Origin of the sequence: Salipiger bermudensis (assembly GCF_017309175.1) — a bacterium.
In the GTDB taxonomy this organism is placed as follows: Bacteria; Pseudomonadota; Alphaproteobacteria; order Rhodobacterales; family Rhodobacteraceae; genus Salipiger; species Salipiger bermudensis.
Map to the genome: position 1 here is coordinate 102,161 of NZ_JAEKJV010000002.1, position 17,168 is coordinate 119,328.

The 17,168-nt window shown below is 65.2% G+C and carries 18 protein-coding genes; 12 read left to right on the forward strand and 6 right to left on the reverse strand.

The window, feature by feature from the left end:
• Position 1: 1 nt before the first annotated feature.
• Both JF542_RS03265 and JF542_RS03270 read right to left on the reverse strand, forming a co-directional pair.
• On the reverse strand, positions 2-778 hold the full coding sequence (locus JF542_RS03265) for an HAD-IIB family hydrolase (RefSeq protein WP_007800466.1): 777 nt from the start codon (positions 776-778) through the stop codon (positions 2-4).
• Positions 775-1,908 carry an NAD(P)H-dependent glycerol-3-phosphate dehydrogenase gene (locus tag JF542_RS03270; protein ID WP_242533564.1) on the reverse strand — a complete coding sequence of 378 codons (1,134 nt, stop codon included), beginning with the start codon at positions 1,906-1,908 and terminating at the stop codon, positions 775-777. The genes JF542_RS03265 and JF542_RS03270 overlap by 4 nt, the downstream gene beginning before the upstream one ends.
• A 438-nt stretch (positions 1,909-2,346) precedes the next feature.
• Here JF542_RS03270 and JF542_RS03275 point away from each other — a divergent pair, with 438 nt between their 5' ends.
• Entirely contained in the window at positions 2,347-3,258 is a 912-nt protein-coding gene (locus JF542_RS03275) for a UTP--glucose-1-phosphate uridylyltransferase (RefSeq protein ID WP_007800470.1), read from the forward strand.
• A gap of 137 nt (positions 3,259-3,395) precedes the next feature.
• On the opposite strand, the gene JF542_RS03280 is transcribed toward JF542_RS03275, so the two are convergent.
• Positions 3,396-4,103 (reverse strand): PAS domain-containing protein, encoded by a 708-nt coding sequence (locus tag JF542_RS03280; RefSeq protein WP_207074731.1) that lies wholly within the window; start codon positions 4,101-4,103, stop codon positions 3,396-3,398.
• Positions 4,104-4,347: 244 nt separating this feature from the next.
• Here JF542_RS03280 and JF542_RS03285 point away from each other — a divergent pair, with 244 nt between their 5' ends.
• Genes JF542_RS03285 through JF542_RS03295 form a run of 3 tightly spaced genes read left to right on the forward strand, consistent with a single transcriptional unit; the run spans position 4,348 to position 6,402 of the window.
• Positions 4,348-5,238 (forward strand): YicC/YloC family endoribonuclease, encoded by an 891-nt coding sequence (locus JF542_RS03285; protein WP_207074732.1) that lies wholly within the window; start codon positions 4,348-4,350, stop codon positions 5,236-5,238.
• 4 nt (positions 5,239-5,242) lie between these two features.
• A complete protein-coding gene (gene gmk / locus JF542_RS03290; protein WP_007800476.1) occupies positions 5,243-5,884 on the forward strand; it encodes a guanylate kinase in 642 nt (213 codons plus the stop codon).
• Positions 5,881-6,402 (forward strand): gamma carbonic anhydrase family protein, encoded by a 522-nt coding sequence (locus tag JF542_RS03295; protein WP_207074733.1) that lies wholly within the window; start codon positions 5,881-5,883, stop codon positions 6,400-6,402. The genes gmk and JF542_RS03295 overlap by 4 nt, the downstream gene beginning before the upstream one ends.
• 21 nt (positions 6,403-6,423) lie before the next feature.
• Here JF542_RS03295 and JF542_RS03300 read toward each other — a convergent pair whose 3' ends face one another.
• Positions 6,424-6,936: a hypothetical protein gene (locus JF542_RS03300; protein WP_242533565.1), complete on the reverse strand. Its 513-nt coding sequence runs from the start codon at positions 6,934-6,936 to the stop codon at positions 6,424-6,426.
• 364 nt (positions 6,937-7,300) lie between these two features.
• On the opposite strand from JF542_RS03300, the gene JF542_RS03305 reads away from it, so the two are divergent.
• Positions 7,301-8,341 (forward strand): sensor histidine kinase, encoded by a 1,041-nt coding sequence (locus JF542_RS03305; protein WP_207074734.1) that lies wholly within the window; start codon positions 7,301-7,303, stop codon positions 8,339-8,341.
• Here JF542_RS03305 and JF542_RS03310 read toward each other — a convergent pair.
• On the reverse strand, positions 8,324-9,037 hold the full coding sequence (locus tag JF542_RS03310; RefSeq protein ID WP_207074735.1) for a hypothetical protein: 714 nt from the start codon (positions 9,035-9,037) through the stop codon (positions 8,324-8,326). The genes JF542_RS03305 and JF542_RS03310 overlap by 18 nt on opposite strands.
• Positions 9,038-9,271: 234 nt before the next feature.
• On the opposite strand from JF542_RS03310, the gene JF542_RS03315 reads away from it, so the two are divergent.
• The 6 genes from JF542_RS03315 (at position 9,272) to phoB (ending at position 15,476) form a co-directional block, all read left to right on the forward strand.
• Complete coding sequence (locus JF542_RS03315) at positions 9,272-10,312, forward strand: substrate-binding domain-containing protein (RefSeq protein WP_007800485.1); 1,041 nt, start codon at positions 9,272-9,274, stop codon at positions 10,310-10,312.
• A 97-nt stretch (positions 10,313-10,409) separates the two neighbouring features.
• Positions 10,410-11,864, forward strand: coding sequence for a phosphate ABC transporter permease subunit PstC (pstC, locus tag JF542_RS03320; RefSeq protein WP_207074736.1), 1,455 nt, complete (start codon positions 10,410-10,412; stop codon positions 11,862-11,864).
• Positions 11,861-13,210, forward strand: coding sequence for a phosphate ABC transporter permease PstA (gene pstA, locus JF542_RS03325; protein ID WP_207074737.1), 1,350 nt, complete (start codon positions 11,861-11,863; stop codon positions 13,208-13,210). Before pstC ends, pstA begins: the two co-directional genes overlap by 4 nt.
• 36 nt (positions 13,211-13,246) lie before the next feature.
• Complete coding sequence (pstB, locus tag JF542_RS03330; protein WP_007800491.1) at positions 13,247-14,044, forward strand: phosphate ABC transporter ATP-binding protein PstB; 798 nt, start codon at positions 13,247-13,249, stop codon at positions 14,042-14,044.
• A 3-nt stretch (positions 14,045-14,047) separates the two neighbouring features.
• Positions 14,048-14,773 carry a phosphate signaling complex protein PhoU gene (gene phoU, locus JF542_RS03335; RefSeq protein ID WP_207074738.1) on the forward strand — a complete coding sequence of 242 codons (726 nt, stop codon included), beginning with the start codon at positions 14,048-14,050 and terminating at the stop codon, positions 14,771-14,773.
• A gap of 13 nt (positions 14,774-14,786) precedes the next feature.
• Positions 14,787-15,476, forward strand: a complete 690-nt coding sequence (gene phoB / locus JF542_RS03340; RefSeq protein WP_207074739.1) for a phosphate regulon transcriptional regulator PhoB — start codon at positions 14,787-14,789, stop codon at positions 15,474-15,476.
• A gap of 48 nt (positions 15,477-15,524) precedes the next feature.
• Here the strand turns inward: phoB and JF542_RS03345 are convergent, their stop codons facing one another.
• Positions 15,525-16,136, reverse strand: coding sequence for a helix-hairpin-helix domain-containing protein (locus JF542_RS03345; RefSeq protein ID WP_207074740.1), 612 nt, complete (start codon positions 16,134-16,136; stop codon positions 15,525-15,527).
• Between the two features lie 247 nt (positions 16,137-16,383).
• On the opposite strand from JF542_RS03345, the gene rpsB reads away from it, so the two are divergent.
• The gene (gene rpsB, locus JF542_RS03350) at positions 16,384-17,151 is read left to right on the forward strand and encodes a 30S ribosomal protein S2 (protein ID WP_007800499.1); all 768 of its coding nucleotides are present in this window, start codon (positions 16,384-16,386) and stop codon (positions 17,149-17,151) included.
• Positions 17,152-17,168 lie beyond the last annotated feature (17 nt).

A 17,168-nucleotide genomic window follows, 5' to 3' on the forward strand; every position in this document is an offset into this window, starting at 1 on the left:
GTTACGCTCCTTTCGGGAGGGGATGCAGGTTGAAGGCCTCGACCGCCTCGAGAATGCCCGCCGCGCCGATCGCTTCGGCGGTATGGACATGGGGCAGGCGGGAGACCCGGTCGAGCAGGGCCTGCTCGGCGCCGCCCACGGCGACGGCCTGCAGCCCGCATTCCAGCATCGACAAGTCGTTCAGCGTGTCACCGGCGGCGAGCACGCGGCTCTCCTCGATGCCAAGATGGGTCACGAGGCGGCGCAGGGACGGACCTTTCGAGATGCCGCGCGGCAGCACGTCGAAGTAGCGGTTGTCCGAGACCAGCGGATCATGGCCCATGTCGCGCACGATGTCATGCGCGCTGTCGTCAAAATTCTCCGCGTCGAGATCATAGCTCACCCTGTAGCGGAACTCGGTCGCCTGCAGCGTCAACCCGGGATGGCCCTCAAGCGCAGAGCGCACAGTGTCCCCGGCATTGCCCCATGTCTCGGCGATCTCGACCTCAAGCGGCTCGATCGGGTGGATCTTGCCATCCTCGACCCGGGCGATGGTGGTGCCCACGTCACCGACCACGTATTCCGGCCACGGCACGCCGCCATCGCAGAGCTCGCCGATGAACTTGGGATCGCGGCCGGTGACGAAGATCAGGCCGATGGTGTCACGGTTGTCCTCGATCCACTGGTAAAGCTTCGCGCGGTCCTCTTCCGAGCCGCCAAGGAAGGTGCCGTCGAGATCGGTCGCCAGTACGAAGCGGCAGCCGGCGATGTCACGGTTGTGGGGGTGATCAAAGCTCATGCGGGGTCTCCCTCGTAGGGGTGAAGCGTGATGTCGAGCGCACGCGGCTCGCCCTCGATCGGGCGGGACCACAGCGCCTGAAAGGTCTCTGCCAGAGGGGCGCCCTCGTGCAGGATGGCGTGAACCGCCTCGCAGATCGGCATCTCGACACCGACCCGGCGGGCAAGATCGACCACCGAGATCGCGTTGACCTCACCCTCGACCACGGTGGGCTTGCCGTCGAAACATGCTTCTCGCGGGATGCCCTGGCCAAGCTGCGTACCCAGCGACATGTTTCGCGAGGTTGTGGACGAGCAGGTCAGCGTCAGATCACCGGCGCCGGCAAGGCCGGTCACGGTCTCGCGCTTGCCGCCAAGTGCCTCGGCCAACGCCTTCATCTCGTCCATGCCGCGCGTGATCAGCGCGGCGCGGGTGTTCTCGGCAAAGCCGGCGCCAGTCATCATGCCGCAGGCAATGGCGACCACGTTCTTCACCGCGCCACCGACCTCAACGCCGATCAGGTCGTCGGAAACGTAGGGCCGGAACGCCTGTGTCTGCATAGTCAGCGCGAGGCGCGCGGCGGGCGCACGCTCGGGGGCTATGCGGTCGTGATGGCGGAAATTGAACGCCACGGTGGCAGCGGTCGGATGACCGAGCGCCGTCTCGCGAGCGAAGGTCGGGCCCGAGAGTGCACCGACCGGGTGGCCCGGGAGCTCTTCCTCGACGACGTGGCTGAGCAGAAAGCCGGTCCCGCGCTCGATGCCTTTGCAGCAGAGCGCAATCGGCACGCCCTCGGGCAGGTGCGGCTTCATCTTGCGCGCCATGTCGCGCAGCGTGTGCGACGGCGTCACGAGAAGCACAGCCTCGACGCCGTTCAGGGCAGTGGCGAGGTCCGAGGTCGGTGTCAGGGTTGCGGGAAGATCGATATCGGGAAGGTGCTCGGGGTTCTGCCGGGTCTCGGCCATCGCGTGCGCGAGGGCGTCGCGGCGGCCCCAGAGCCGGGTGTCGCATCCGGCCGATGCCGCGACTGCGGCGAGGGCGGTGCCCCAGCTTCCCATACCGATAACGGCGAGGCGGGCGTAAGGTTCAGCGCGTCTTGGCATGTCGCCGGTGTCGCGCGCGGGCGGGATGTTCAATGTCAGTCCGTCCATAATGCTGTGCCTGAAATCACCCTCAACGTTGGGAACCTCAGGCCGATTTGGCTCACTCCATTCTGTCCTAAGCTGATAACGCCAGACTAGGCGCTGGGTTCCATCGAACCAAGCGCAGGGGGCGTTTTTTCTGCAGGAGCGAAGCGCAGACCCGGTTTGCCCGGTTTTTGAGCACCAAAAGCCGCTTGATGCGCCCCGGCTGGGCGGCATTGATTCAATTTCGACGCGATTACTGCATTTTCTCGCGGTCGCAGGCGCAGCGCCCCGCAACAGATTGAAAAAACGGGCCTTTGCCGATCGCCAATAAAATCAGGCAATTCTCTGCCGGAACTTTTCTTCCCGGATGACGTTAGTTGGTCGTAACATGAAAAGGGCATAGGCTCTTACGCAATTGCCGCGACGCGGCGACAGCGATCAGCGACACAAGGAGATACCGACGTGACCAACACCAGCCCGACTGCCCGCCAGAAAGTGCGCACCGCGATCTTCCCGGTGGCAGGGCTCGGAACGCGGTTCCTTCCGGCGACCAAGGCCACGCCCAAGGAGCTTCTGCCCGTGCTCGACCGTCCGCTTCTTCAGTTTGCCATGGATGAAGCCCGGGCCGCGGGCATCGAGCGCATGGTCTTCGTGTCGCACCCCTCCAAGGGCGCGATCGAGCGCTACGTCCATCAGGACGAGAAACTCTGCAAGCAGCTGCGCGAGAAGGGCAAGCACGGCATCGCCGACGCGCTCGACGAGAATGCCATCGATCCCGAAGAGGAACAGGCGCATTTCGTGATGCAGCCCGAGCCCCTCGGACTGGGCCACGCGGTGCTGTGCGCCGTCGACGAATGCCTGCCGGGCCCGGTTGCCGTGATCCTGCCCGATGACCTGATCATGGGCCAGAAAGGCTGCCTCAGCGAGATGATCGAAGCCTACGAGACGGGAGCCGCGGGCCACATGGTGGCGACGATGGAGGTCGCCCGTGACGAGGTGAAAGCCTATGGCGTGCTCGACCCGAAGGGCACTCCGGTGGGCCAGATGGTGCCGGCCTCCGGCATGGTCGAAAAGCCCGAGCCGGAAGAGGCACCTTCGCTGCACGCGGTGGTTGGCCGCTACGTGCTCGATGCCTCGATCTTTGATGACCTGCGCAACCAGAAGCCGGGCCTTGGCGGCGAGATCCAGCTCACCGACGCCATCGCCAAGGGTGTCGAGCGTGTGGGGCTGTCGGGCTTCCGGTTCAGCGGCCAGCGTTTCGACTGTGGCTCGAAGGCGGGCATGCTGCGCGCCACGTTGGCCTATGCGGGTCAGAACGAGGAGTTTCATCCGGTGCTGGAAGAGCACGGCAGCATGCAACTCGCAGCCGAGTAAGCCTTCCTATCAGAAGGTTGGAGACAAGAAAGCCCCCGCGCGAGCCTATCGCGCGGGGGCTTTTACTTTGCGTGATCAGCTTTGACCAGAACATCAAGTTCGCTGGGTAAAAAGCTATCTTTGCTCGAATAAATCCCTCAATCATTCGACACGATCAGGCGCAGATAGGGTGGCCTCTTGGCGTCTGACGACGGCGTCGCCTCGAAAGGTGCGGCCTCTTCGGCGAGGCCCGGGACCGGGGGCGTTTCAGGCGCGGTCCGGGTGGGCGCGGTCTCTGCAGCAGGCGTAGTCCGGGTCAGGGTCGCCGCCTGCACCGAGACGCTTTCGATGTTGAACCGGCGCGGAGTGCGGCCGATCCGACCCGTGGTGACCAGAGCGCCGATCATCCGCGTCATGTCGCCCATGTCAGAGCGCAGGGGAAGAAGCAGAAGATCGCCCTGCAAGCCATTGCGTCCAAACCCTTCTTCGCCCGAGAGGCGGATCTTGACCATGACGCTTTCGGCAAACACCCGGGTCACCGCATCGGCCAGCACATCGCGGGCAGCGGGGGTGAACAGGGTCGACAGAGGCATGCCGGAGGTCTCCATCCCCATCAGGTCGTTAAGATGGGCCCCAGCGACCCGCAGCTTTGCGAGCCCTGGCGCGATCCGTTCGGCAAGAAAGGCATATTCGAGCGCGTTTTCGATGCTGCGCGGGTCGATCTCGCTGCGCAGGGGAACTTCGCCCCGCGTGGTTGCGAGGTCGTGCCAATAGCTCTCCACAACCCGCAGAGGCTCCAGCCTTTTTTCTCTTTCACGATCGGTCATCGAGACGATGCCCCTGCCTTTGCCGCCATTGCCGAACATGTTTCGGGCTCCTTCCAGTCCAGTCGCCAGCAACGTCGGAGCCCCCGTTCCATGTTGCCGGCCATTTGTGTCATCTTGAGTCTCAACTTATCTCAAATCGGGCAGATTTCCGCCCCAATTCTGGCTGAAAGGTTAACGCTTTGGCCCTCAACGCACCGCTTGCCATGCCCGGACTCAGAGGGTAGGCCGATGAAACCCCGCAATTTCCCTGCGGGCAACCCGGCCTTAACATGGAGCGGCGAGAATGCGGCAATCGATGACCGGCTTTGCCTCCCGCAGCGGCGAACTCGACGGGCTCCGCTGGGGCTGGGAGTTGCGTGGCGTCAACGGCAAGGGTCTCGAGCTCCGGCTTCGACTGCCCGACTGGATCGAGGGGCTCGAGCCGATGGTCCGCAAGGCCGCGCAGGCGAAGCTCGCGCGCGGCAATGTGCAGATCTCGCTCCGCGTCACCGGTGGCAGCGACGAAGAGGCGGCCGAGCTTGACGAGGCGGCGCTGGCGCGGGTGCTCGACGCCATCGCGCGCATCGAGGATGCCGCCGGCGGGCGTGATCTGCCGCTCGAGCGCTCCAGCGCCGCGCAGATCATAGCCCTCCGCGGCGTCATGGCGACCGGCCAGAGCCAGCGCGACATTCCGGCACTGCGTGCGGCGCTGATGACGGAATTCGACGCTGCTCTGGCGGAGTTTGCCGAGATGCGCAGTCGCGAGGGACAGGCCCTGATGGCCGTCCTGAGCGGCCAGCTCGACGAAATCGAGACGCTGGTTGCGCAGGCCGCCGATGCGGTCGAGAGCCGCCGGGACGAGCAGGCCGAGAAGCTGCGCGCGGCGCTGGCGCGCGTCATGGAGGCCACCGAGGGTGCCGACGAGGCCCGCGTGGCGCAGGAGCTCGCGCTGATCGCCGTCAAATCCGATATCACCGAAGAGCTCGACCGGCTGAGCGCGCATGTTGCCGCGGCGCGGGCTCTGCTCCAGGACGAGGGCGCCGTTGGGCGCAAGCTCGACTTCCTGATGCAGGAATTCAATCGCGAGGCCAACACGCTCTGCTCGAAATCCGGATCTTCTGCGTTGACCCAGATCGGTCTGACGCTCAAGACGGTGATCGACCAGATGCGCGAGCAGGTCCAGAACGTGGAGTGATCCGATGAACCGAAGAGGTCTTCTCATCATCCTGTCCTCGCCCTCGGGCGCGGGCAAATCGACACTGGCCAAGCGGCTGCGGGAATGGGATCCGTCAGTGATCTTCTCGGTCTCGGCGACCACCCGGGCGCCGCGCACCGGCGAGGTCGATGGCGAGGATTACCATTTCATGACCGAGGCGGCGTTCAAGAAGGCCGTCGCCAATGGCGAGATGCTCGAGCACGCGCATGTGTTCGGCAATTTCTACGGCTCGCCCAAGGGCCCGGTGCGCGATGCCATCATCGACGGCAAGGACGTGCTCTTCGACATCGACTGGCAGGGCGCCCAGCAGATGACCAACTCCGAGCTGGCGCTGCACACGCTGTCGATCTTCCTGCTGCCGCCCTCGATCGCCGAGCTCAAGCGTCGGCTTGAATCGCGCGGGCAGGACGGGCCGGAGGTCATCGACCGGCGGATGCAGAAGAGCTGGGACGAGATCTCGCACTGGGGCTCGTATGATTTCGTGCTGGTGAACGAGGATCTCGACGCCACGGAGGCGCGGCTCAAGAGCATTGTCACCGCCGCACGCCTGCGACGCACCCAGCAGCCGCACCTGCTTGATCACGTGCGCAAGCTTCAGGCGGAATTCGAGGAGGGAGAGGAATGACGCTCTACGCATTGGACGGCCACGCGCCGCAGCTCGCCGACAGCGCCTGGGCGGCGCCGGATGCCAACCTGATCGGCAAGGTCGTGCTCGAGGAGGACGCCTCGGTCTGGTTTGGCTGCACCCTGCGCGGCGACAACGAGGAGATCCGCGTCGGTGCCGGCAGCAACGTGCAGGAGAACGTCGTCTGTCATACCGACATGGGCTATCCGCTGGTGATCGGGCAGGGCTGCACCATCGGTCACAAGGTCATGCTGCACGGCTGCACGATCGGAGACAACAGCCTCATTGGCATGGGCGCCACCATCCTCAACGGCGCCAAGATCGGCCGCAACTGCCTGATCGGCGCGGGCGCGCTGATCACCGAGGGCAAGGAGATCCCCGACGGCAGCCTCGTGATGGGCATGCCGGGCAAGGTCGTGCGCGCGCTTGACGCGGCCGCGATCGAAGGATTGAGAAAATCGGCGCTCGGCTACCAGGCCAATGCGCGCCGGTTCAAGGCGGGTCTGACGGCGCTCTGACGCGTCAGACCCTGTTTCCGCTCAAGAGGCGTGCTCGAGTGCGTATTCGACCTTGGACTGCACCACCGGCGCCATCTGACGGGTCAGCATGACGGTCGGGATGTTGCGCAGCGCCGGCTTGCGGTTCGGGGCCCGCTTGCGCTCGCGCAGATAAGAGAGGATCTGCCGCGCATGGTCGCGGTTGCGTGCGACCAGGTCATGGCCGTCGATACTCCACTTCCAGTAGGCGTCCTCCGGCCACGAGATCGTCGCGGCTTCCAACGTCTTGCAAGAGGCACACTCTACCATCCCGCGATGATTGAGGCGATAGCCGGGCCCTTCCGCGCCGTCCTGATGAAACGTCGGTTTCTTGGCCTCGGGTTGTGTCCAGCCAAACTGTTCCGGGTACAATTCTTCAACCACGACACGCCCCCAAAGGTGCGCGTTTTCAGGCACTTCGGAGTAACGGATCACACAAGTAAAACGGAACGGCTCGTGGAACTGAGCGACCTGCCCACAATGCGGGCAGTGAATGTCGATCGGATCGTTCTGCATGGCACGAGTTCCTGTGGTTGTAAGCGCCCCCACCTACACAGCCATAAAAGGACAAAACCAAGGCGAACGCAATCGATTATCGCAAAAGTATACACCCATAGGTGGTATATTGCCGATCGCCGTACCGAAACTCCGCCACATTCTGCTATTTGAAGGCGTTATTCGGACCGGAATGATATGAATTCCAATGCCTTAGAGGTGTTCACTTTGATGCCGCATTGCGGCACGCGCCGGTCCGGCTGGCGGCAACCTCCGCGGGATTGCACGCGCCGGTCGGTTCTTGCCCCCGTTGCCGTCGCGTGCAACACCGCAGAAAAGACAGCTCATCGCGGCTCGGCAGGCGATGTCGCAGGGAAGGATCCGGATGCAGACCGATTCGAGACATGTCGTCGCCGCAGTTCCGCTTCCGGCGATCCTGATCCGCTGGGATGAGCGCGTCGAGGCCGCCAATGCCGAGGCAAAGGCGCTTCTGGGCGAGGGGCTCGAGGGGCGGCACTTCATTACCGCGCTGCGGCAGCCGTCGCTGCTCGACGCCATCGAGGGCACGTTCCGTGACGCCGCGCCTCGGCTGACCCGCTACCTCACCAGCGACGGCCGGCAGGATACCACTTACGAGGTGTCGGTCCGCCCCTTGCCGCTCGAAGGCAAGCCGGGTGTGCTGCTGACCTTCACCGACATCACCCATCTCGAGCAGGCCGGCCAAATGAGGCGGGATTTCGTCGCCAATGTCAGCCATGAGCTGCGCACGCCGCTGACCGCGCTTCTGGGATTCATCGAGACGCTGCGCGGGCCCGCGCGCGAGGACGCCGCGGCGCGCGACCGGTTTCTCGGCATCATGGAGGACGAGGCCGGGCGCATGGAGCGGCTGGTCGGCGATCTGCTGTCGCTGAGCCGGGTCGAGGCGGAAGAGCGCGTGCGCCCGACCGAGCCGGTCGATCTGGCCGGGCTCGTGCGCTCGGCGATCCGCGGGCTCGCACCTCTGGCCGAAGATGCCGGTGTCACGCTCGAGACCGACGCCCCCGAGGCGGTGCTCGAGGTGCCCGGCGACGCCGACCAGCTTCGGCAGGTGGTGGTGAACCTGATCGAGAACGGCGTGAAATACTCCGGCCGTGGCGCCGAGGTCCGGGTCCACCTGGCCGAGCCGGCCTACCAGCCGCGGCTGCGCGGGCAGGGCGTGGAGCTGGCGGTGACCGACACCGGGCCGGGCATCAACCCGATCCACATTCCCCGCCTTACCGAGCGCTTCTACCGGGTCGACAGCCACCGCGCGCGCGAGATGGGCGGCACCGGGCTCGGCCTCGCCATCGTCAAGCACATCATCAACCGACACCGCGGACGGCTCAAGATCGAGAGCGCTCCGGGCAAGGGCACCACCTTCCGCGTGCTGCTACCCCGAGAGGTGTAAGCGCGCGCTTGCGCCCTCTGGGCGCTGGTGGTGCGCTTCAACTGCGGGCAGCTGTGCGACGACCTTTTCGACGTTAAGAGGGCCGTCGATGTTTCGGCGCACCCAATCCTCGTGCGCGCCAACGACCACCAAGGGAAACCGCGGCAGGTCGAGAAGCGCCGCGATGCAGAAGCGATGGTTGCCCGAGCCTGTCTTCATCAGGTTGCCCTCGGCGTCGATCACGGCGGTGGATTCGTAGCCGCTCTTCGAGGCGTCGAAGCCATTTTCGCGAATGCTCTCGATCAGGCCAAGCACGTAGGTGTCGAGGAACTCCAGGATCTCGGTCTCGCTGTGTAGTCTGCGACGCTTGTAGTTGGTCGCGCCCTTGGACCCGAGATCATCGGAGAGTTCGCGGAACCAGAGACTGGCGCGAAGATCGCTTCTGTGGGCCACGAGGTCCTCGAGAAGGCGATACCGATGCGTGTCGGTTACGGCGGGCTTGCCACCGAAGAACTGTACCGGAATTGTAAACGGCTCGGCCCGTTTGATCGCCGGTCGCACCAGATCCACGGCGGGCCGGGGCAGAAAGCGGTGCAGTTTCCTGATGCGCGCTCTCCCGACAGGCCACTTCGTGCCGAATTGACGGGTGACCTTGCGAGGACTGATCCAGACCACCGCCCGCTCCCCGGCTTCGAGAACAAAATGTCTTTGTTTCATGCGCTTGCTTCATCCCAGATCAAACAACCGTGGCACGGAAGGGAACTTGGGCACCGCGCCGGTGCGATCACCGGCCGGCCGAATTCCACGGATCGCCGCTCGTGTATGCGATATTTCGCGCGCCGTCATCAAACTGTTACGTAAGCGTCACAAAAGCATCGCGCGGGACGCCTAGGGCTGCCCCCGAGGTTCCCCAGGGGAGGGGACCAGAACCAAAGTTACAGGAGCATGCATATGCAATCCGTCAAACTCGCCGCATCGGCTCTGGCCATCGCCGCCGTCTCGGCTTCCGCCGCTGCCGCCCGTGACAACGTGCAGGTCGCCGGCTCGTCCACCGTTCTGCCCTACGCCTCGATCGTGGCAGAAGCCTTCGGCGAAAACTTCGACTTCCCGACCCCGGTTGTGGAATCGGGCGGTTCCTCGGCTGGCCTCAAGCGCTTCTGTGAAGGCGTCGGCGAGAACACCATCGACATCGCCAACGCATCGCGCGCCATCCGCGCAGGCGAAGTCGAGACCTGTGCCGCCAACGGCGTGACCGACATCATCGAAGTCCGCATCGGCTATGACGGCATCGTGTTTGCCTCGCAGCAGACCGGCCCCGAGTTCACCGCGTTCGAGCCGTCGGATCTCTACAACGCGCTGGCCGAGCAGGTGCTGGTCGACGGCGAGCTGGTCGCCAACCCGCACACCACCTGGGCCGACTTCAACGGCGACCTGCCGGACGTCGAAATCGCCGCCTTCATCCCGGGCACCAAGCACGGCACCCGCGAAGTCTTTGAAGAGAAGGTCCTGCTGCAGGGCTGCGAAGACACCGGCGCGATGGAAGCGATGGTCGCAGGCGGCATGTCGGAAGACGACGCCGAGGACGCCTGCATGGCGGTCCGCACCGACGGCAAGTCGGTCGACATCGACGGCGACTACACCGAGACCCTCGCCCGCATCGACAGCAACCCGAACGGCATCGGCGTCTTCGGCCTGGCGTTCTACGAGAACAACACCGACAAGCTGAAGGTCGCGACCATGTCCGGCGTCCAGCCGACCACCGAGACCATCGCCGAAGGCGAGTACCCGGTGTCGCGTCCGCTGTTCTTCTACGTGAAGAAAGCCCACATCGGCGTGATCCCCGGCCTCAAGGAATACGCCGAGTTCTTCGTCGCCAACGAGATCGCAGGCCCGAACGGCCCGCTCGCCAACTACGGCCTCGTTTCCGACCCGGAGCTCGCCGACACCCAGTCCAAGGTTTCCAACGAAGAGACCATGGGCTCGAACATGTAATCGGATATTTCCCGATTGCTTCGGGGCGGTGCCGTTTGCGCGCCGCCCCGTCTTCTCTTAGGCCATTTGCAAATTCGAAACGACCTCTGGGGGCGACATGCCGGTACTCTGGCTCTTTCTGATCGTGCTCGCGCTCGCGGCCATCGGCTTCATCGCCGGCCGCATGCGCGTGACCTCTGCCGGCGGTGAGCGCCCGCATTCCCTTCCAAACTACTACGGCTGGAACGTCGCCATGAAGGTGATGGCGCCGGCCTTTCTGGCGCTGGTTGTCTGGCTTCTCGTGCAGCCGATGCTGGTCGACCGTCAGGTGACCGCAGGGCTGGCCGAGGGTGCGGTGCCCGAGGGCTCGACGCTCGGACTGGTGATGTCAGACGTGCGCCGGGTGGCTGGCGGGCTCGACACCGCAGTGAGCCTCGGCCTGATCACCGCCGGTGACGCCGACGCGATGAGTGCCGCCGACTCCGACGTGCGCAGCCTGCTCGGCGAGGCCGGCGTAGCTCTCGGTTCCGATGTCAGCCCCGAGGTGCTCGAGGCGGCCCAGCGGTACCGCGCGATGAACGCCACCGGCGACTTCTGGCGCAGTGCGGTGGTCCTGCTGCTCGCGGTCGGCGGGCTGGTCTGGGGTGTTGCACAGTCGCATGGCACCTTCCGCGCCCGCAACTCCGTCGAAACCGGCATCCGCATCATCCTGCTCTCGGCGGCGTCGATCGCGATCCTGACCACCATCGGTATCGTGCTCTCGCTGGTCGGCAACACCTGGCATTTCTTCCAGATCTATCCGGCCTCGAAGTTCTTCGGCTCGTTCACCTGGTCGCCCTCTTTCGGCGGCGGGTCCGAGCTTGGCATCTGGCCGCTGCTCTGGGGCACCCTCTACATCTCGATCATCGCCCTGATCGTCGCAGTGCCGATCGGCCTCTTCGCTGCGGTTTACCTGTCGGAATATGCCGGTCCGCGGATGCGCGCCTGGGCCAAGCCGCTGCTCGAGGTGCTCGCAGGCATCCCGACCATCGTCTACGGTCTGTTCGCGCTGCTCACCGTCGGCCCGCTGCTGCTCAGCGTGTTCGGCCGCGACGGGCTGGGCTGGATGCAGGCCGGCACCGCGGTGATGACCGCCGGTCTGGTGATGGGCATCATGCTGATCCCCTTCGTCAGCTCCCTGTCGGACGACATCATCAACTCGGTGCCGCAGTCGCTGCGTGACGGCTCCTACGGGCTGGGCGCGACGCAATCCGAGACCATCAAGCAGGTGATCCTGCCGGCAGCGCTGCCGGGTATCGTCGGCGCCGTGCTGCTGGCCGCCTCGCGCGCCATCGGCGAGACCATGATCGTGGTCTTCGGGGCAGGGGCCGCGGCGCGGCTCTCGCTCAACCCGTTCGACGCCATGACCACCGTCACCGCCAAGATCGTCAGCCAGCTGACCGGCGATGCCGACTTCGCCTCGCCCGAGGCGCTGGTGGCCTTCGCCCTTGGCATGACGCTCTTCATCATCACGCTGGGGCTGAACGTCTTCGCCCTCTACATCGTGCGCAAATACCGGGAGCAGTACGAATGACCGACGCGACCTCTCAGGGCGGCTCCCGCCCGTCCACCCGCCTGACCGCCGCCGACAGCCGCACCAAGAAGCGCAACGCCTCCGAAAAGCGGTTCCGGGCCTACGGTCTCGCGGCCATCGGCACCGGCCTGTTCTTCCTTGTCGTGCTGCTGACCTCGATCATCTCGAATGGCAGCACCGCCTTCATGCAGACCTTCATCGAGGTGCCGGTCTATCTCGATCCCGAGGCTCTGGACCCGAACGGCAATCGTGACCCTGCGGACATTTCGAAGGTCTCGACCTTCGGCTACAACCCGCTGATCCAGAACGCCGTATTCGAGCAGGTGCAGGACAAGGGCATCGCAACCGACTACGAAGACGCCGGCGACATGAAGGCGCTGATCTCGGCCTCTGCCGCGGCGCAGCTGCGCGACCGCGTGATCGCCAATCCCGACCTGATCGGCGAGACGGTGGATTTTCAGATCCTCGCCTCGAGCCGGGTCGACGGCTATCTCAAGGGCCGCGTGAGCCGTGACAGCATCACCCAGGACCGCAACATCGACGCGGGCCACCTCGATCTCGTTGACGCGCTGCGCGAGGACGGCACCGTTCACAAGAGCTTCAACTTCGCCTTCATCACCGGCGCCGACGCCTCGGAGAGCCGTCCCGAGCAGGCCGGCCTCGGCGTGTCGATGCTGGGCTCGCTGTTCATGATGCTGGTGGTCCTGTTCCTGGCCCTGCCGATCGGTGTGGCGGCCTCGATCTACCTCGAGGAGTTCGCACCGCAGAACAAGTTCACCGACTTCATCGAGGTCAACATCTCCAACCTTGCCGCGGTGCCCTCGATCGTGTTCGGTATCCTCGGCCTGGCGGCCTTCATCCAGTTCGCGCACCTTCCGCAATCGGCGCCGCTGGTGGGCGGCCTGACGCTGACGCTGATGACCCTGCCGACCATCGTGATCTCGACCCGCGCCTCGCTCAAGGCGGTGCCGCCGTCGATCCGCGACGCTGCCCTCGGGGTTGGCGCCTCGAAGATGCAGTCGGTGTTCCACCACGTGCTGCCGCTGGCCATGCCCGGCATCCTGACCGGCACCATCATCGGCCTCGCGCAGGCGCTTGGCGAGACCGCACCGCTGCTGCTGATCGGCATGGTCGGCTACATCGCGACCAACTACCCGGAAGGGGTCATCTCGGGCTTCATGTCGCCGAACTCGGCGATGCCCGCGCAGATCTACGAATGGGCCAAGCGCGCCGACCCGGCCTACTACGAACGCGCCTGGGGCGGCATCATCATCCTGCTCGTGTTCCTGCTGGTCATGAACGTGATCGCCATCATCCTGCGCCGCAAGTTCGAGCGCCGGTGGTGACGATGAGCGACAATCTCGGTAAGGGGAATAGAACCCATGTATGACGCACCGTTGAGGAAGACCGACGTGGAAGCCAACGAAATCAAGATCTCCGCCAAGGACGTGCAAGTCTTTTACGGCGACAACCACGCCATCAAGGACGTCTCCGTCGAGTTGCAGGACAAGACCGTCACTGCCTTCATCGGGCCCTCGGGCTGCGGCAAGTCGACCTTTCTGCGCTGCCTGAACCGGATGAACGACACCATCGACGTCTGCCGGGTCGAAGGCCTGATCGCGCTCGACGGCGAGGACATCTACGACAAGCGCGTCGACCCGGTGCAGCTGCGCGCCAAGGTGGGCATGGTGTTCCAGAAGCCGAACCCGTTCCCCAAGTCGATCTACGACAACGTGGCCTACGGCCCGCGCATTCACGGCCTTGCCAAGAACAAGGCCGAGCTCGACGACATCGTCGAGAAGGCGCTGCGTCGCGGCGCCATCTGGAACGAGGTGAAGGACCGGCTGCACGCGCCCGGCACCGGCCTCTCGGGTGGTCAGCAGCAGCGTCTGTGCATCGCCCGCGCCGTGGCCACCGAGCCCGAAGTGCTGCTGATGGACGAACCCTGCTCGGCGCTCGACCCGATCGCCACGGCGCAGGTCGAGGAGCTGATCGACGAGCTGCGCACCAACTACTCGGTGGTCATCGTGACGCACTCCATGCAGCAGGCCGCGCGGGTCAGCCAGAAGACCGCGTTCTTCCACCTCGGCAACCTCGTGGAGTACGGCGAGACCAGCCAGATCTTCACCAACCCCGTGGACTCGCGCACCGAGTCCTACATCACCGGACGGATCGGATAAGCCATGAGCGATCTCAAGCATCACATTGCCACCGCGTTCGACCGCGATCTCGAAGGCATCCAGGCCCAGATCCTCAAGATGGGCGGGCTCGTCGAGGCGGCGATCCACGATTCCGCCAAGTCGCTCGAGACCCGCGACGAAGAGCTGGCCGAGCAGGTCCGCAAGGGCGACCTTGCCATCGACGAGATGGAAGAAAGCCTCAACGAGGAAGCCGCCCGCGTCATCGCGCTGCGCCAGCCCGCAGCAAGCGACCTGCGGGTGGTGCTCTCGGTGATGCGCATGTCGGCCAACCTCGAGCGCATCGGCGACCTGTCCAAGAACATGGCCAAGCGCACCACGGTGCTGGCCCAGATGACGCAGATCAACGGCTCGACCACGGCGCTGCGCCGCATGGCGCGCGACGTCGAGATGATGCTCAAGGACGCGCTCGACGCCTATATCAAACGCGACGAGGCACTGGCCCGCGACGTCATCGAGCGCGACGCCGATGTCGACCAGATGTACAACACGCTGTTCCGCGAGTTCCTGACCTTCATGCTGGAAGATCCGCGCAACATCACCTCGTGCATGCACCTGCATTTCATCGCCAAGAACATCGAGCGTATGGGCGACCACGTGACGGCGATCGCCGAGCAGGTGATCTTCCTCGCCACCGGCGAGAAGCCCGAGGGCGTGCGCGTCAAGGAAGACCGCACATCGAGCGATCCGGCGCTGAGCGCCGACCTCTAATCGGAGAAAGACCATGTCGGCAGATCAGCCCACCGTTCTGGTCGTCGAGGACGAAGCCTCGCAGCGCGAAGTTCTGCGCTACAATCTGGAAGCCGAGGGCTTCCGCGTCGCCGCGGCCGGCAATGGCGAGGAAGCCCTTGTCATGCTGGACGAGGAAGAGCCCGATGTGATCGTGCTCGACTGGATGCTGCCGAACCTCTCGGGCATCGAGGTCTGCCGCCAGATCAAGACCCGCCCCGAGACCCGGGGCGTGCCGGTGATCATGCTCTCGGCCCGGTCGGAAGAGATCGACCGGGTGCGCGGGCTCGAGACCGGGGCCGACGATTACGTCGTCAAGCCCTACAGCCTGCGCGAGCTGATGGCGCGGGTGAAGGCGCAGCTGCGTCGGGCCCGCCCGGCGGCGGCGGGTCTGCGGCTCGAGTATGACGACATCATCCTCGACGCGGAGACCCACAGGGTGACCCGCGACGGGCAGGAGCTGAAGCTCGGTCCGACCGAGTTCCGCCTGCTCTCCACCTTCATGGAAAAGCCCGGCCGCGTGTGGTCGCGCGAGCAGCTGCTCGACCGGGTCTGGGGCCGCGACATCTATGTCGACACGCGCACCGTCGACGTCCATATCGGGCGGCTGCGCAAGGCTCTCGGCATCCATGGCGGTGGCGATCCGCTGCGCACCGTGCGCGGCGCGGGCTACGCGCTCGGCTGACGGTTTCCCCTGACAGGCGGGCTTCGGCCCGCCCGTCAGCCGCGGAGGTCAGTTCTTCTTTTTCTTCTTCTTTTTGGATGTCTTCTCGGCCTTGAGCGCCTCTGCGGCCTTGGCCTTCTTCTTCTGTTTCTTGGCGTCCGCCTTGTTCAGCTCGGCCTTTTCCGCCTTCTTGCTCTTCTTGCCCTTGGACTTCTTCGCGTCCTTGTCGGCCTTGCCCTTGCCCTTGCCCTTCTCCGTGTCTTTCTTCTTCGGCTTGGCGTCTTTCTTGGCCGACTTGCCTTTCTTCTCTCCCTTGGCCTTGCCGCTGCCGGGCTCGGGCAGCGGCTCGTTGACCGCCAGGGGGCTGTCCGGGTCGGGCTCGGGCATCATGCGGGGCGCCTCGGCAGGGGCTTCGGGGTCCTCGACCTTGTCGTCTCCGGGCGTCCCGGGCGCCGGTGCGGCCTCGGTCTCGGCCGTGCGCGGCGCGGGGGCCGGGTCGGTGGCCAGGCTGTCGACCGCCGCCGCGACAAGGCTCTGCGCCCGGGCCAGCCGGGTCCGGGGCAGGGCGGTGAGGCGCGCAGGCTCGGCCCCGGCCAGCGCCTCGGCGCTGTCGATGCCAAGCTCGCGGAGTTGCGCCGCAAGGGCGGGTCCGATGCCACGGACGGAAGTCAGGTCTGTCAAATCTCTCTCCAGCTGGTAGGAACGCGGTGATGTCAGGCAATGCCGGTGACGATGCGTCAGAAACCGCCGGCTTGTCCACAAGGTTCCGTCAGGGCTTGCGCTTGTCGCGCCGAGCGCTTATAGGCGCGCTCACGAACCCCGCAGGCGGGGTCGGGCCTATGGGGGAGACATCCCCACAGCGTCCACCGGTTGCCCCATTTCGGGTCAAGCCCCCGCCGAGGATATGAAACCGGAAAGGATATAGGACATGGCTCTTCCCGAGTTCTCCATGCGCCAGCTGCTTGAAGCAGGCGTGCACTTTGGCCACCAGACGCAGCGCTGGAACCCCCGCATGGGCGAGTTCATCTACGGTGCGCGCAACGGCATCCACATTCTCGACCTGACCCAGACCGTGCCGATGCTCGACGCGGCGCTGAACGTCATCCGCGAGACCGTCGCCAAGGGCGGCCGCGTGCTCTTCGTCGGCACCAAGCGTCAGGCAGCCCAGCCGATCGCCGAAGCCGCCGAGAAGTGCGCCCAGTACTACATGAACCACCGCTGGCTCGGCGGCACGCTGACCAACTGGCAGACCGTTTCGCAGTCGATCAACCGCCTCAAGGCGATCGACGAGCAGATGGAAGCCGGTGCCGAAGGCCTCACCAAGAAAGAGCGCCTCGGCATGGAGCGCGAGCAGGCCAAACTGCAGGCGTCGCTCGGCGGCATCCGCGAAATGGGCGGCCTGCCGGAACTGCTCTTCGTCATCGACGTCAAGAAAGAGCAGCTCGCCATCGCCGAAGCCAAGAAGCTGGGCATCCCGGTTGTCGCCATCGTCGACACCAACTGCTCGCCCGAGGGTGTGGACTACATCATCCCCGGGAACGATGACGCCGCCCGCGCCATCGCGCTCTACTGCGACCTCGTCAGCCGCGCAGCCCTCGACGGCATGACCGGCCAGATGGAAGCTGCAGGCGTCGACCTCGGCGCCCTGGAAGACGCACCGGCAGAAGAGCTGCTGGCCGGCGCCGGCCAGAACTGATCCGGCGCTGTCGCGAA